The sequence below is a fragment of the Achromobacter spanius genome (assembly GCF_002966795.1).
Lineage (GTDB): Bacteria > Pseudomonadota > Gammaproteobacteria > Burkholderiales > Burkholderiaceae_B > Achromobacter > Achromobacter spanius_D.
Map to the genome: position 1 here is coordinate 2,004,014 of NZ_CP023270.1, position 15,298 is coordinate 2,019,311.

Annotated in this window: 14 protein-coding genes; 12 read left to right on the top strand and 2 right to left on the bottom strand. The window is 64.9% G+C overall.

Features of this window, described 5'->3' with window-relative positions; all coding sequences use genetic code 11:
* Positions 1-7: 7 nt before the first annotated feature.
* The 4 genes from CLM73_RS09000 (at position 8) to CLM73_RS09015 (ending at position 4,686) form a co-directional block, all read left to right on the top strand.
* Complete coding sequence (locus CLM73_RS09000; RefSeq protein ID WP_105238140.1) at positions 8-625, top strand: type 4 pilus major pilin; 618 nt, start codon at positions 8-10, stop codon at positions 623-625.
* Positions 622-1,701, top strand: coding sequence for a prepilin (locus tag CLM73_RS09005; RefSeq protein ID WP_105238141.1), 1,080 nt, complete (start codon positions 622-624; stop codon positions 1,699-1,701). The genes CLM73_RS09000 and CLM73_RS09005 overlap by 4 nt, the downstream gene beginning before the upstream one ends.
* Positions 1,702-1,792: 91 nt before the next feature.
* Positions 1,793-4,417: an alanine--tRNA ligase gene (gene alaS / locus CLM73_RS09010; RefSeq protein WP_105238142.1), complete on the top strand. Its 2,625-nt coding sequence runs from the start codon at positions 1,793-1,795 to the stop codon at positions 4,415-4,417.
* On the top strand, positions 4,417-4,686 hold the full coding sequence (locus tag CLM73_RS09015) for a sulfurtransferase TusA family protein (protein WP_105238143.1): 270 nt from the start codon (positions 4,417-4,419) through the stop codon (positions 4,684-4,686). Before alaS ends, CLM73_RS09015 begins: the two co-directional genes overlap by 1 nt.
* An 85-nt stretch (positions 4,687-4,771) precedes the next feature.
* On the opposite strand, the gene CLM73_RS09020 is transcribed toward CLM73_RS09015, so the two are convergent.
* Positions 4,772-5,353: a hypothetical protein gene (locus CLM73_RS09020; protein ID WP_105238144.1), complete on the bottom strand. Its 582-nt coding sequence runs from the start codon at positions 5,351-5,353 to the stop codon at positions 4,772-4,774.
* Positions 5,354-5,833: 480 nt separating this feature from the next.
* On the opposite strand from CLM73_RS09020, the gene rpsP reads away from it, so the two are divergent.
* The 8 genes from rpsP (at position 5,834) to CLM73_RS09060 (ending at position 12,144) form a co-directional block, all read left to right on the top strand.
* Positions 5,834-6,094 carry a 30S ribosomal protein S16 gene (gene rpsP / locus CLM73_RS09025; RefSeq protein WP_008165084.1) on the top strand — a complete coding sequence of 87 codons (261 nt, stop codon included), beginning with the start codon at positions 5,834-5,836 and terminating at the stop codon, positions 6,092-6,094.
* A gap of 128 nt (positions 6,095-6,222) precedes the next feature.
* Complete coding sequence (rimM, locus tag CLM73_RS09030; protein ID WP_105238145.1) at positions 6,223-6,840, top strand: ribosome maturation factor RimM; 618 nt, start codon at positions 6,223-6,225, stop codon at positions 6,838-6,840.
* A complete protein-coding gene (trmD, locus tag CLM73_RS09035) occupies positions 6,840-7,676 on the top strand; it encodes a tRNA (guanosine(37)-N1)-methyltransferase TrmD (RefSeq protein WP_105238146.1) in 837 nt (278 codons plus the stop codon). Before rimM ends, trmD begins: the two co-directional genes overlap by 1 nt.
* 114 nt (positions 7,677-7,790) lie before the next feature.
* On the top strand, positions 7,791-8,462 hold the full coding sequence (locus CLM73_RS09040) for a helix-turn-helix domain-containing protein (protein ID WP_105238147.1): 672 nt from the start codon (positions 7,791-7,793) through the stop codon (positions 8,460-8,462).
* A gap of 96 nt (positions 8,463-8,558) precedes the next feature.
* On the top strand, positions 8,559-9,314 hold the full coding sequence (locus tag CLM73_RS09045; protein ID WP_056571455.1) for an ABC transporter substrate-binding protein: 756 nt from the start codon (positions 8,559-8,561) through the stop codon (positions 9,312-9,314).
* Positions 9,315-9,459: 145 nt separating this feature from the next.
* Complete coding sequence (locus tag CLM73_RS09050) at positions 9,460-10,113, top strand: amino acid ABC transporter permease (protein WP_056571453.1); 654 nt, start codon at positions 9,460-9,462, stop codon at positions 10,111-10,113.
* Positions 10,110-10,841 (top strand): amino acid ABC transporter ATP-binding protein, encoded by a 732-nt coding sequence (locus CLM73_RS09055; protein WP_056571452.1) that lies wholly within the window; start codon positions 10,110-10,112, stop codon positions 10,839-10,841. The genes CLM73_RS09050 and CLM73_RS09055 overlap by 4 nt, the downstream gene beginning before the upstream one ends.
* Positions 10,842-10,854: 13 nt before the next feature.
* Complete coding sequence (locus CLM73_RS09060; protein ID WP_105238148.1) at positions 10,855-12,144, top strand: NAD(P)/FAD-dependent oxidoreductase; 1,290 nt, start codon at positions 10,855-10,857, stop codon at positions 12,142-12,144.
* A gap of 114 nt (positions 12,145-12,258) precedes the next feature.
* Here the strand turns inward: CLM73_RS09060 and CLM73_RS09065 are convergent, their stop codons facing one another.
* Positions 12,259-15,153 carry a valine--tRNA ligase gene (locus tag CLM73_RS09065; protein ID WP_105238149.1) on the bottom strand — a complete coding sequence of 965 codons (2,895 nt, stop codon included), beginning with the start codon at positions 15,151-15,153 and terminating at the stop codon, positions 12,259-12,261.
* Positions 15,154-15,298 lie beyond the last annotated feature (145 nt).

A 15,298-nucleotide genomic window follows, 5' to 3' on the forward strand; every position in this document is an offset into this window, starting at 1 on the left:
GATATTCATGAAAGCACTCAGTCTGTCTCGATCCTTTGGTGGGAATCAGCGCGGGTTTTCGTTAATGGAGGTGTCCATCGTCACGGCCATCGTCCTGCTTATCGCCATCGTCGGCATCCCCGCCATCGGCGGTTACATCATCGAGAACAAGGTACCCAAGGTGGGCGAAGAACTGCAGCGGTTCATCGCCAGCATGAAGATCAACGCACAAGGCGGCGGCGTGACGCCTTACACGGGACTGGACACCGCCGCGCTGGCCAACGCGCTGCGCGACTCCTCGGTGCTCTCGGTGCAGGGCACGGGCGCCGCGGCAAGCGTGGCCCATGGGCTGGGCGGTTCCGGCACCGGTGGCAGCGGCGTGGTCCAGGTCGAAGCCGCATCCGTCGACGGTGCGGGCATGGGCTCCGCATTCACGCTGACCCTCACCAGTGTCAGCCACGCAGCCTGCCCGGCCCTCGCGTCCGTCCTGCAGCGGGTGTCGGAAATCATCTCCATCAGCGGCAGCAGCGGCGCCAAGGTCGTCAAGGATTCGATCACGAACCCCGCGACCCCGTACCGCGCCGCGCAGGCCCAGGCGCAGTGCAGCCAGGGCGACGTGAACACTTTCGTTTTCACCGCCAGATGACCGCGATCCTCAGCAACCGGAGCGTCCGGGCTTACCATCGTCGTCCACCCGCTGTCCGTCTGCGGCATGCCGGCTTTTCGCTCATCGGAATGGCCCTGGCGTTGGCCATCACCACTGCCGTTGCCATCTGGGCGTCCAACGAAGTCGTCCACGCCATCGAGGCGTCCGCGGCCCGCGCATCGGGCGTTTGGCTGACGCAGATCCGACTGGCGGTGACGGATGTGCTGTCCCGGCATTCGGAGGCGCTGACCAAGGGGGATCCTCCTCGGGACAGCCAGGGACAGCCGCTGTTCGGCGATGCCCTGCGGCCCACGCTTTCCGAGCTTCGCGTTCAGGGCCACCTGCCAGCGGACTTTCCCGACCGGTCGGCACTGGGGTTTGGCGCGGTCATTCGGCTCCTGCGTAGCCAGACCTGTCCCGACGAGCCTTGCCGGATCGACGGCGTCGTCGCTGCCGACAAGCCGTTGTTGAAAAAAGGGACGCAATTGACGGATGAGGTTGCCATGGCGTCGGTTATTGCGTCCGCGGACGGCTATGGCGGGGCCGTGTGGCCGCAAGCGCCTTCCCAACTGCGCGGCGCCGCCTATGCGTTTCCCAACCCCTTGGCGGCCGACACACCCGCATATCCACCCGGCACGCTTGCCCTGTGGGCGGGCGCCGGCGCCGGGCAGCCTGACATGAGCGGCTTTGTGAAGATGCGCGACACCCGCGATCCGGATCTGCAAGGCAAGCTCTCTGTCGCGGGCAACGTGGACGCGGGTGGTTACGTCACCGTTGGGGCTCGGGAAATTCCTGGCCATGCCTGCGGCGTCTCAGGGGGAACGCTGGCCACGTCGGCCGCCGGTCAGCTGCTTTCCTGCGAATCCGGCATCTGGATGCAGGCGAGCGGAGGGTTTGGGGGCGCCTACAGCACCAACTCTCCATTCGGCTGCTTCCATTACACGGGCGTGTCCACGGCCAATCCTCGCACGGGCCAGTGTTCCTGCCCGCCCGGCTACGCCGAAGTCGTCGTGTCCGCCGGCGGCAAATGGACGGAAACCGAGGGCTGGACCACTGGCTTCGTTTGCGTCCGCTGATGGCCATCCTGCCCGCATTTCGCCCATATCCCGCGTATTCCCGCCAACCCTCTATAATTGGCGATTCGCCCTAAATTCTGCTTCATCCACGATGAAATCCTCCGAGATTCGCCAGCAGTTCCTGCAATTCTTCAAGTCCAAGGGACACACCATTGTTCCCTCGTCGTCGCTCGTCCCGGGCAACGATCCGACCCTGCTCTTCACCAATTCGGGCATGGTCCAGTTCAAGGACGTCTTCACGGGCAAGGAATCGCGGTCGTACACGCGTGCCACCTCGTCGCAGCGCAGCGTGCGCGCCGGGGGCAAGCACAACGACCTGGAGAACGTGGGCTACACCGCCCGCCACCACACGTTCTTCGAAATGCTGGGCAATTTCAGCTTTGGCGACTACTTCAAGCGCGACGCCATCCAGTACGCCTGGGAGCTGCTGACGCAGGTCTACAAGCTGCCGGCGGAAAAGCTCTGGGTGACGGTCTACCAGGAAGACGACGAAGCCTACGACATCTGGGCCAAGGAAGTTGGCGTGCCGGCCGAGCGCATCATCCGCATCGGCGACAACAAGGGCGCGCGCTATGCGTCCGACAACTTCTGGCAGATGGCGGACACCGGCCCCTGCGGTCCGTGCTCCGAAATCTTCTTTGACCACGGTCCCGAGATCTGGGGCGGCCCGCCGGGATCCCCCGAAGAAGACGGCGACCGCTACATCGAAATCTGGAACCTGGTGTTCATGCAGTTCGAACGCGACGCCGAAGGCAACATGCCGCGCCTGCCGCGTCCCTGTGTCGATACCGGCATGGGTCTGGAACGCATCGCCGCCGTCCTGCAGGGCGTGCATTCCAACTACGAAATCGATCTCTTCCAGCACCTGATCGCCGCCGCCGCGCGCGAAACCGGCATCAAGGACCTGGAAGACAACTCGCTCAAGGTCATCGCCGACCACATCCGCGCCTGCTCGTTCCTCATCGTCGACGGCGTGATCCCCAGCAACGAAGGCCGCGGCTACGTGCTGCGCCGCATCGTGCGCCGCGCGCTGCGTCATGGCTACAAGCTGGGCCAGACCAAACCGTTCTTCCACCGCCTGGTGCCGGATCTCGTCGCCGAAATGGGCGAGGCCTATCCGGAACTGGCCGCCGTGGCCGACCGCGTGGCCCAGGTCCTCAAGCAGGAAGAAGAGCGCTTCGGCGAAACCCTCGAACACGGCATGCGCATCCTCGACACCGCCTTGGCCAACGTGCCCAAGGGCGGCGTGCTGGACGGCACCACGCTGTTCACGCTCTATGACACCTACGGCTTCCCCGTCGACCTCACGGCCGACATCTGCCGCGAACGCGAAGTCGACGTCGACATGGCCGGCTACAACGTCGCCATGGAGCGCCAGCGCGACCAGGCCCGCGGCGCCGGCAAGTTCAAGATGGCCGAAGGCCTCAGCTACGAAGGCGCCGAAACGCGCTTCGAAGGCTACGAAAAGCTTGAGCTGGACAACGTCAAGGTCACGGCCCTGTACGTGGACGGCACGCAAGTGCAGGAAGTCAAAGCCGGTCAGGGCGCTGTCGTCGTACTGGACGCCACTCCGTTCTATGCGGAGTCGGGTGGTCAGGTGGGCGACACCGGCCTGCTCGAAGCCGATGGCGTGCGTTTTGCCGTCGCTGACACCCTCAAGATCCAGGCTGGCGTCTTCGGTCATCACGGCACGCTGGAATCCGGCTCGCTGGCCGTCGGCGACACCCTGCTGGCCCGCGTGGACGCCGTTCGCCGTGCCCGCACGGTGCGCAACCACTCGGCCACTCACCTGATGCACAAGGCGCTGCGCCAAGTGTTGGGCGCGCACGTGCAGCAGCGCGGCTCGCTGGTTGATCCCGACAAGACCCGTTTCGACTTTGCGCAGGATGCGCCGCTGACGGCAGAGCAGATCGCCCGCGTCGAAGCCATCGTCAACGCCGAAGTCCTGGCCAACCATCCCACCGTCGCCCAGGTCATGGGCTACGACGATGCGGTCAAGGGCGGCGCCATGGCGCTGTTCGGCGAAAAATACGGCGATACCGTGCGCGTGCTCGACATCGGTTTCTCGCGCGAACTCTGCGGCGGCACGCACGTCACCCGCACCGGCGACATCGGCCTGTTCAAGATCGTGTCCGAAGGCGGCGTGGCCGCAGGCGTGCGCCGCATTGAAGCCATCACTGGCGACAATGCGCTGGCCTGGGTGCAGAACCAGAACGCCTTGTTGGCCCAGGTCGCCGGCATGCTGCGCAGCACGCCCGCCGATCTGCCGGCGCGCATTGCGCAGGTGCAGGACCAGGTCAAGGCGCTCGAAAAGGAACTTGAGCAGTCGCGCAACAAGCTTGCGGCCAGCGCCGGCAATGATCTGGCTTCCAGCGCCGCGGTCGACGTCAAGGGCATCAAGGTTCTTGCGGCCAGCATTGGCGACGTCGATCCCAAGGCGCTGCGCGGCATGGTCGACAACCTGAAGGATCGCCTGAAGCCTGCCGTCGTGCTGCTGGCTACCGGCTCGGCCGATGGCAAGATCAGCGTGGTCGGTGGCGTCACCGCCGACCTGACCGACCGCATCAAGGCCGGCGATCTGGTGGGCTTTGTCGCCAGCCAGGTGGGCGGCAAGGGCGGTGGCCGTCCTGACATGGCCATGGGTGGCGGCACGGATATCGCCGCGTTGCCCGCCGCCATTGCAGGCGTGCAGAAGTGGGTGGACGAGCGCCTCTGATGAGCGATGCCGATTCCCGTCTTGATGCCGGCGCCGAGTCGCCGGTGTTTGACCAAGACGTCGATGCCAGCGGCCTGACGTGTCCTTTGCCCATCCTGAGGGCCAAGAAGGCGCTTGCACAGATGGAAAGCGGGCAGGTGGTGCGTGTCATCACCACCGACCGCAACGCAATCCGCGATTTTCAGGCGTTTGCGCGCCAGACCGGCAATGCGCTCGTTGCGCAGCAAGAGGCCGACGGACGCTGCGTGCATTTTCTGCGCCGGCGCTAGCCCGCCCGGCGTTCGCCCCACGCAGTAGACCCAGTCACAAGGCCCGCTCATGCAGCGGGCCTTTTTTCTTGGCGTGTCGTTGCGCCTAGCGGTGGATGGCCGCGGCGACGGCCTGCGTGATCGTGAAGTCCACCAGATCGCCTTCCTTCAATTGTTGAAGCTTCTGGCGCAGGGCCGGATCCCTGACCTGGATGGTGCGCCTGCCGCCCTGGGGGCCCTTCAGGATCACCAGGTTCGCGCTCCGGTTGATATGCCAGATCTCGGCCGTGATCGTGGTCTGGCGGCCAACCGCGCCGCCTGGCATCGCTCCCTTGGCCGACCGGGTCGCGGCGGTCTCGGTGACGACTTCAGGCGCGCCGGAGCCCGCGGGGCGCACGTCCACGGCCACCGACTCGTAGTAGTCCAGCGTCAACGTGTCGCCGGGCTTGATCTGATTGAAATTGCGGATGTCCGGTCCGGCCACGATCTCCATGGTATTGCCGTCGGCGCCGCGCAGTGTGATGGTCCGGTTGGCCTGATCAACCGCTGCCACCTGCCCGGAGGCCGTCGTCAGCGCCGCGCCAATGACCCGTGCGGGCGCATCCGTGGGCAAGGCCAGCGCGCCCGCCAGCAATCCCGCTACAGCCAGGCGCGCGACGGGTGCGAAGACTGATTTTTGGTTCTTCATGGTGTGCACACTCCAGTTAAAGGACTTTTTGTGGGGAAAAAGCGGAGTCAGGCAGGGACGCAACAAAGCCGCCAGGATCTTCCAGGGGTTCGCGGCAAAAGCGGGGTATCAGGGGAAGGCTGTCGCTTCCAAGCGGCCAGCAAGGCCAGGGCGTAGAGTTTTGCGCGGGTCGACATGAAATCCGATCGCTCCAATCAGATTGCTCTTCAGACGCACCAACTGCTCAAACGCATGACAACGGGGGAAGGCCGCAGGCGAAGACACCGGCACAAGCGCGCACAAATGCGAACGCGACGACGACCAGGCCACCTACAGATCGAGCCGCAGCAGGGCTGGGCTCGTGCTTGTAGAATACCCGGATGTGGTGTTTTGGGATACAAATCGCACCGCATCACAGATTCTTCGGCACTCGCATTTGCCAGCAGGCTCCTTTCAGTGCTAGAATTTCCCGTTTTTCACAACTAATTCAAGGGATTACCTATGGTGGTGATTCGCCTGGCCCGCGGTGGGTCCAAGAAGCGTCCGTTCTACAACCTGGTGGCCACCGATTCGCGTAACCGTCGCGACGGCCGTTTTATCGAGCGCGTGGGTTTTTACAACCCCGTGGCTAGCGAAGGCACGGAAAACCTGCGCATTGCGCTGGATCGCGTGCAGTACTGGACCGGCACCGGCGCGCAACTGTCGCCCGCCGTCGAGCGTCTGGTCAAGGAATACTCGGCCAAGGTTTCCGCCGCGGCCTAATTGCCCGCGACGCACATCCTTAGTTGAATTCTGAAGCAGCTGGTTTTTCGACGCTGAAAGCCTCGCGCTTGAAAGCGGAAATTCCTGGCTGCTTCATCGCTATCCAAGCCTGATAAAGAGCACGATAAATGCCTGATGCCGCAACCTCCAACGCGGCGCCTACGGATTTGGTCGAGCTGGGCCGCATTACTGCAGCCTACGGTGTGAAAGGCTGGGTTAAAGTGCAGCCGCATTCGGCCAACGCCGAAGTGCTGCTCTCAGCGTCTCAATGGTGGTTGACTCGCCCTGTGCCTGAATTGGCGCGGGGCGCTGTCGCGTCTGCGCCTGTCGCATTCAAGATCTTGCAATCCCGTTCGCAGGGAGCCACCGTGGTGGCGCAACTGCAGGGCATTACGGATCGCGATCAGGCCGAAGCCTTGCGCGGACATACCGTGCAAGCGCCGCGTGGATCATTTCCCGCGCCCGAGGAAGACGAATACTACTGGGTCGATCTCATTGGTTGCGCGCTGTATACCAGCGCCAACGGCGAACCCACGCGAATTGGCGTGGTCAGCGAGGTCCTTGATAACGGTGCTCACGCCGTGTTGAAGGTCCTGCTGCAGAAGGGCGAGGGCGAAAGCGCCGAGCCCGTCCTGGACGCCAAGGGCCGACCCGCCGAAATGCTTGTTCCGTTCGTACGCGCGCACATCCACGCCGTTGATCTGGCCGCCCGCCGCATCGACAGCGACTGGCCCGCGGATTTTTGATGCGTATCGACGTCGTTACGCTATTTCCCGAAATGTTCGGGGTGGTGCGCGACCTCGGCGTCACCGGCCGGGCTCATGCCCAGGGCCGGTGGCAGCTTCACGCCTGGAATCCGCGCGATTTCACGCATGACGTCCACCGTACGGTGGACGACCGCCCCTATGGCGGCGGCCCCGGCATGGTGATGATGCCGGGTCCGCTGGAAGCCGCCGTCAACGCCGCCCAGCAGGCGCGCGCCGAACAGGGCCTGGGTCCTGCTCCGGTGGCGCTGCTTGCGCCGGTCGGCCGGCGTTATGACCAGGCCGGCGCCGAAGCGTTGGCCGCCAGCGATGGCCTCATTCTCATTTGCGGCCGTTACGAAGGCGTGGACCAGCGCTTCATTGATCGCTGTGTCACGCAAGAGATCTCGCTGGGCGACTTCGTCCTCTCCGGGGGTGAAATTGCGGCGCTTGCCGTGATCGATGCCGCCGTGCGTCTATTGCCCGGGGTGCTCAACGACGGGGATTCCGCCCTGCAGGATTCCTTCAATGACACCTTGTCCGGCCTGCTGGACAGCCCGCACTACACGCGCCCAGAAGTCTATGACGGCGAAGCGGTGCCGGCGCCCCTGCTGAGCGGGCACCATGCCAATATCGCGCGCTGGCGGCGCGAACGCTCGCTCGCGTTGACCGCCGCCCGCCGGCCCGAGCTCATCGAATCGGCGCGCGCAAAAGGCTGGCTGAGCAAGCTGGACGAGCGCTATCTGGCCGAGTTGGCTGGCACGCCGTTGCCCGCGGAGCAGAACGCGAGACGCCGCCGGCCGCGCAAACCCAACCCGGATCCCTCCGACGCCTCCTGATCGTCACGCCGGCCCGCAACGCCGATCGCGCCCACTACGCTAGGGAAGTCCCTGGATTGTGGGCGTTTTTGCGGCTCCTTAGTATTGAAAATTACATGCACATGAAATTTTCATATGAGCCGCTCCGCCGCCGTTCGCCGTGCCCGTGCAGCGCCCGCGTCGCCCGCTCTCGCGGAACGGCCGGAGTCGGCCGTCGATCTGTGGCTGGGTCAGCAACTGCGCCAGTTGCGCAAGCAGCAGGGACGGTCGCTCGCTGACGTCGCCCGGGCCTGCGGCATGTCGCTCGGCCTGCTCAGCCAAATTGAAAGAGGGCTGAGTTCGGCGTCCATCAAAGTCCTTCATCTCCTGGCGCGCGAGTTTCGCGTGTCGGTCAATTCGCTGTTGCGCAACGCCGAGCACACCGGCGGCGAGGAAGACGGGCGCGTGGCCCGCGCGGGCACGCACCGCCACATCGACCTGAAGGAAAAAGGCATCAGCAAAGAGATGTTCACGCCCGCGGCATGCCGCAGCATGGACCTGTGCCGGGCTTCCATCGCGCCCGGCGGATCGACCGGCAACGAACTGTTCGTGACGGGGCAGGGCGAGCAGATCGGCCTGGTGCTCACGGGTGTGCTCGAACTCTGGGTGGGCGACCGCGTTATCCGCCTGCAAGCCGGCGACAGCTTTTGCTACGCCAGCAGCACGCCGCGCCGCTGGTGCAATCCGGGGACCCAGACGACCGAGGTCATCTGGGCCATATCCAACATCACTCAAGCCGCGGAGGACGACACGCCACAAGCGCCCTGAGCGCGCAGCACCCAAGCGGCGGAACGCGCGGGGAGCGTGCCGCCACCGGGCGCGCCACGCGCGGCCCGGCCTTCTTTGCCACGATGAGGATATGTCATGAAATTCAAGACTCTTGTTGTCTCTGTATTCGCAGCATTGTCCATGGCGGCGGGCGCCCAAGCCCAGACGGTGCTGAAGGTGGGGTCCACGCCCACCGGCAGCCCGTTCACGTTTCTCGATACCAAAACCAACAGCATCGAGGGCGTGATGGTCGACATCGTGAAAGCGGTGGGCAAGGAGGCCGGCTTCTCGGTGCAGATCGAGCCCATGGCGTTTTCCGCGCTGATCGGCTCGCTGACGTCCAAGCGTATCGACATCGTGTCGGCGGCGATGTTCATCACGCCCCAGCGCCAGCAGGTGGTGAGCTTTTCCGAGCCCGTCTATCGCTATGGCGAGGGCCTGATGGTGCTCAAGACCGACAACAAGGAATACAAGTCGTTCGCCGACATGAAGGGCATGACGGTCGGCGTGCAAGTCGGCACCGCCTTTGTCGAGCCCATCCAGAAGAGCGGCGTCTTCAAGGAAGTGAAGCTTTACGACAACCCGCCCGACATGATGCGCGACGCCAACGCCGGCCGGATCCAGGGCGGCTTCATGGACTATCCCATCGCCGCGTACGTCCTGTCGCAGGGCAACTATCCCAACCTGAAAATGGCGCAGTCGTATCAGCCGACGATCATGGGCAGCCTTGGCCTGGCCACGCGCAAGGACGACACCGAGCTGCTTGACCGCATCAACAAGGCGCTGGCCAAGCTGAAGGCCGACGGCGCCATCGACGCGATCCTGAAGAAGTGGGGCCTGGGCGGCGCCTGATGCCGACCGGGCAATCTGAGCTCAAGCATTCGCGACATCCCGCTGGCGCGTTCGCGCGCGCCAGCGGACGCAGCGCATCCGCGGCGCTTCTCGGGTGGTATCCCAAGCTGTCTTCGCGGGCGGTCTTCTCGGGGTAGGTGGACTCATGACGGAATTCTTGAAAGACGCGGCAGAATTCATGCCGATCCTGCTGGAGGGCGCCAAGCTCACCATCCTGGTGACGCTGGGCTCGCTCGCGCTGTCGACGGTGCTGGGCCTGGTGTGGGCGTTGATGCGGGTGTCGGGCAACAAGTACTTGTCGGGGTTTAGCGCGGGTCTGGTCAATCTGCTGCGCGGCATTCCGATCATCGTGCTGCTCTTCTACATCTACTTCGTGATGCCGGACATGGGCGTGTCGCTGAGCGCGGTGCACGCGGCCATCATCGGCCTGGGCATCGCGTATTCGGCCTATCAGGCAGAGAACTTCCGCGCCGGCATCCAGGCGATCGATCGCGGGCAGATCGAGGCGGCGATGGCCATGGGCATGGGCTGGGGCTTGACGATGCGGCGCGTGGTGCTGCCGCAGGCCGTGAAGATCGTCCTGCCGCCGTACGGCAACATCATGATCATGATGCTGAAGGATTCGTCGCAGGCATCCACCATCACCGTCGCCGAGCTGGCGCTGCAAGGCAAGCTCATCGCCGTATCCACCTTCAAGAACGCCACGGTGTTCACCCTGGTCGCGCTGATGTACCTGGTGATGTGCGTGCCGCTCATCCTGCTGGTGCGGCATCTGGAAAAGCGGAGCGCAACCAAATGATCAGCCTGCAAGGCGTAAGAAAGAGTTTTGGCCCGCTCGAGGTCTTGAAGGGCATCGACGCCGAGGTCGAACAGGGCGAGGTCGTGTGCGTCGTGGGCCCGTCGGGCTCGGGCAAGTCGACCATCCTGCGCTGCATCAACGGACTGGAGCGCTACAACGCTGGCCGCATCACCGTGGACGGCGAGCTCGTAGATTGCGACGCGCCCTCCATCGTGTCGATCCGCACGCAGGTGGCGATGGTGTTCCAGCGCTTCAACCTGTTTCCGCACCGCACGGCGCTGGAAAACGTGATCGAAGGTCCTATTTTCGTCAAGAAGGAGCCGCGCGCTCAGGCGGTGGAGCGCGGCCGCGAATTGCTGGCCAGCGTGGGACTGGCGGACAAGGAGCACGCGCATCCGAACCAATTGTCGGGCGGCCAGCAGCAGCGCGTGGCCATCGCGCGCGCGCTGGCGATGAGACCGAAGGCGATCCTGTTTGACGAGCCCACCTCGGCGCTCGATCCGGAGCTGGTCGGCGACGTGCTTGGCGTCATGCGCAAGCTGGCCGAAGCCGGCATGACGATGGTCGTCGTCACGCACGAAATGAGCTTTGCGCGCGAGGTCGCCGACCGCGTCATGTTCTTCGATGGCGGCGTCATGGTGGAGCAGGGCGCCGCCCGCGAAGTCCTGAATCATCCGCAGCATCCGCGCACGCAGGACTTCCTGCGGCGCGTGCTGCATCCCATGTAAGGAAGGAAGCCCCATGCAGCCAGCGCCGTTTCCGCTTTCCCCGTCGCTGTGGGCGGCCACCGCGGCGCCGCCGCCGCCAACCGCGCCGCTCGACGCCTCGGCGCAGGCAGACGTCGCCGTGATCGGCGGCGGCTACGCCGGCCTGTCCACCGCGTTGCATCTGGCCGAGCGCGGCGTCAAGGTCGTGCTGCTGGAAGCGCGCGAGATCGGCTTTGGTGGATCAGGCCGCAATGGCGGCCAGGTCATTCCCGGATTGAAGTACGACCCGGATGATCTGATCTCGATGTTCGGGCCCGAGCGTGGCGAGCGGCTGATCCGGTTTGCCGGCGCGACGGCGGATGCCGTCTTTAACCTGATCGAACGCCACGCGATGGACGTGCCGCGTGTGCGCTCAGGGTGGATCCAGGGCGCGCACACGCCGCAGGCGCTGCGCATCGCGCACGGCCGCGCGGCGCAATGGGCACGGCTGGGCGTGGATGCCCAGCCGCTGGACCGCGCGCAGGTCGCGCGTCTGATCGGCACGGACAAATACCTGGGCGGATGGGTCGACCGGCGGGCGGGGGCGGTGCAACCGTTGAGCTATGCGCGAGGTCTGGCGCGCGCCGCGTTGAATGCAGGCGCGATGCTGCACACCGACACGCCCGTCACCGGCTTGGCTCGTGACGGCGGCAAATGGACGGTGTCGACCGCGCGCGGACCTTCGGTCACCGCCGATCGCGTGGTGATGTGCACCAATGCCTATGGCGGCGATCTGTGGCCCGGACTCAAGCCGTCCATCATCGACGCCAATACGTTCCAGGTGGCGACCGTGCCGCTGCCGGACCGCATCCGTGCGGGCATATTCCCGGAAGGGCATGTCACGTCGGACACGCGCAACCTGCTGCTGTATTTCCGTCTGGATCATCAGGGCCGGTTGCTGATGGGCGGCCGCGGCCCCTTTCGCGAACCCAAGGGCGAGTCGGACTGGGCGCACCTTGAACGCGTGATGGTGAAGATGTTTCCGCAGGTGGCGGGCACGCCCTTCGAGTTCCGCTGGTGCGGCCGGGTCGCCGTCACGCGCGACTATCTGCCGCATCTGCATGAGCCGCAGCCCGGACTGCTGGTGGACATCGGCTGCCAGGGCCGCGGCGTCGGCCTGCAGACGTGCATGGGCGCGGCGATGGCGCAATACGTGGCCACGGGCGATGCCAATGCGTTGCCCGTGCCCCTGTCGCCGATCGTGCCGTTTCCGCTTTACCCGCTGCGCCGGCTGTACGTCAACGCGGTGGTGAGCTGGTACCGGATGACGGACGGCGGGGTTTGAAGGCTGGCGAGTCCAGCCCCCCGACTCCCGCCGTAACTCCTAAAGCCAAACCTCCAAAACAAAAACCCCGGAACGGCGTCCGGGGTTTCTGGGGTTGCACGTGAAGCGCGGGGATCAGTCGCCCAGCTTGGCGCGCTGCTCCTGCACCTTCTGCAGCGTCTCACCGAATTGCGCCATGCGGGCCTTTTCCTGTTCGACGACCGCGGCGGGGGCGCGCTCGACGAAGCTGGCGTTGGACAGCTTGCCCTGCGCCTTGGTGATTTCGCCGGCCAGGCGCGCGATTTCCTTATCCAGACGAACGCGTTCGGCGGCCACGTCGATTTCAACGTGCAGCATCAGGCGGCTGCCGCCGACGACCTGCACCGGCGCGCCGGCGTCGGGCAGGACGTCCAGCACGTCGACCTGGCTCAGCTTGGCCAGCGCGGCCAGGTACGGCGCGTTGCGCGTCAGCATGGGCGCGTCGCCCTGGGCGCACAGCGGCACCTTCTGGGCGGGCGACAGGCTCATCTCGCCGCGCAGCGCGCGCACGGCCTCGACCTGCGCCTTCAGTTCGGCCACGTCGGCTTCGGCGGCAGTGTCCACTGCATCCGGATTGGCCTTCGGGTAGGGCTGCACGCTGACGCTGTCGGTGGCGCCTTCCTTGCGCTTGTCGGCCACGACAGACACCTTCTGCCACAGTTCTTCCGTGATGAACGGAATGATCGGGTGGGCCAGGCGCAGCACGCATTCCAGAACGCGGATCAGCGTGCGGCGGGTGCCAAGCTGCTGGGCCGGCGTGCCGGTCTGGATCTGCACCTTGGCCAGTTCCAGGTACCAATCGCAGTATTCGTCCCACACGTAGCGGTAGATCGCGTTGGCGATGTTGTCGAAGCGGTAGTCGGCAAAACCGCGCGCGACGTCGGCTTCCAGCGTCTGCATCTGGCTGATGATCCAGCGGTCCACGAAGGACAGTTCGCCGGCATCGGCCACCGTCAGGTCGTGGCCTTCGGTGTTCATCAGCACGAAGCGCGTGGCGTTCCAGAGCTTGTTGCAGAAATTGCGGTAGCCCTCGCAGCGCTTCAGGTCGAAGTTGATGTTGCGGCCCAGCGTGGCGTAGGCCGCCATGGTGAAGCGCAGCGCGTCGGTGCCGTAGGCGGGGATGCCGTCCGGGTACTGGCGGCGCGTGGCCTTTTCGATCGCGCCGGCCTGCTTCGGATTCATCAGGCCGTAGGTGCGCTTGCCCACCAGACCGTCCAAGTCGATGCCGTCGATCAGGTCCACCGGGTCCAGCGTGTTGCCCTTGGACTTGCTCATCTTCTGGCCGTCCGCGTCGCGGATGAGGCCGTGCACGTAGACGTGCTTGAACGGAATCTGGCCGGTCAGGTGCGTGGTCAGCATGACCATGCGCGCCACCCAGAAGAAGATGATGTCAAAGCCCGTCACCAGGACGCTGGAGGGCAGGTAACGCTGCAGGTCCGGCGTGTTTTCCGGCCAGCCCAGCGTCGTGAAGGGCACCAGACCCGACGAGAACCAGGTGTCCAGCACGTCGGGATCGCGCGTGAGCGGACCCGTGACGCCGGCGGCGCGTGCCTGTTCGATCGCGCCGGCTTCGTCGTGGGCGACGAACACCTGGCCGTCTTCCGAGTACCAGGCCGGAATCTGGTGGCCCCACCAGAGCTGGCGCGAAATGCACCAGTCCTGGATGTTGTTCAACCACTGGTTGTAGATGGTGGTCCAGTTGTCCGGATAGAACTGGATGCGGCCGTCGGCCACGACTTCCAGCGCAACCTCGGTGATGCTCTTGCCGGGGTTCAGCGTGCCTTCCGGCGCGGGCTTGCTCATCGCGACGAACCACTGGTCGGTCAGCATGGGCTCGAGCACGACGCCGGTGCGGTCGCCCTTGGGCTGCATCATCTTGTGCGGCTCGACCTTGACCAGATAGCCTTCGGCGTCCAGCTGCGCGACGACGGCCTTGCGAGCCTCGTAGCGTTCCATGCCCTGGAACTGCTGAGGACCGTTTTCGTTGATGTGCGCGTCCAGCGTGAAGATCACGATCAGCGGCAGATCGTGGCGCATCGCGCAGGCGTAGTCGTTGAAGTCGTGGGCGCCCGTGATCTTCACGCAGCCCGTGCCGAATGCGGGGTCGACGAAGTCGTCGGCGATGATGGGAATGTTGCGGTCGCAAAGCGGCAGCTCGACCTGCTTGCCCACCAGGTGCTTGTAGCGGGGGTCATCGGGATGCACGCACAGCGCGCCGTCGGCCAGCATGGTTTCCGGACGGGTCGTGGCGATGGTCATGCCGCGCAGGGTGACCGTCTGGCCCTCGTTGTCGACGATGGTCTGCGGGCCGTCGACGAACGGATACAGGATGTGCCACATGTGGCCATCGGTCTCTTCGGATTGCACTTCCAGGTCGGAAACGGCCGTCAGCAGCTTGGGATCCCAGTTGACCAGCCGCTTGCCGCGATAGATCAGTCCCTGTTTATGCAGGCGGACAAAGGTTTCCACCACGCCGCGCGACATGCGGTCGTCCATGGTGAAGTATTCGCGCGGCCAGTCGGCCGACGCGCCCAGGCGGCGCACCTGCCCGGTAATGGCGCTGCCCGACTTTTCCTTCCATTCCCACACTTTCTCGACGAATTTCTCGCGGCCCAGGTCGTGGCGCGAAACCTTTTGCGCGTCGAGCTGTCTTTCAACGACGATCTGCGTGGCGATGCCGGCGTGGTCGGTGCCGGGAATGAACACCGTGTCGTCGCCCGACATCCGGTGGTAGCGCACCAGCCCGTCCATGATGGTCTGGTTGAACGCGTGGCCCATGTGCAGGGTGCCCGTCACGTTGGGCGGCGGAAACTGGACGACGTAGGGCTGGCTTTCCGTCCCCGTTTTCACGTGCTGGCCCGCGGCGAAGTAGCCGCGCTTGTCCCACTCGGCGTACCAGCGGGATTCCAGTTCGGAGGGTTCGAAGCTCTTGGAGAGTTCCGGGGTTTCGCCGGCGATGGGCGCGGCATTCGGGGGAGCAGCTTGAGTCATTACTAAGTTCCGGCAGACAGGGGCGCCCGGGTAGGAAGCGGGCAGCAAACCGCTCATTTTAAGATGTAATGCGGTCTTCTCAGCGTGTTAGAATACCGGGTTACTGTAAACCTTTTAGAAGTCCCTGAATTCATTGAGGATTCCT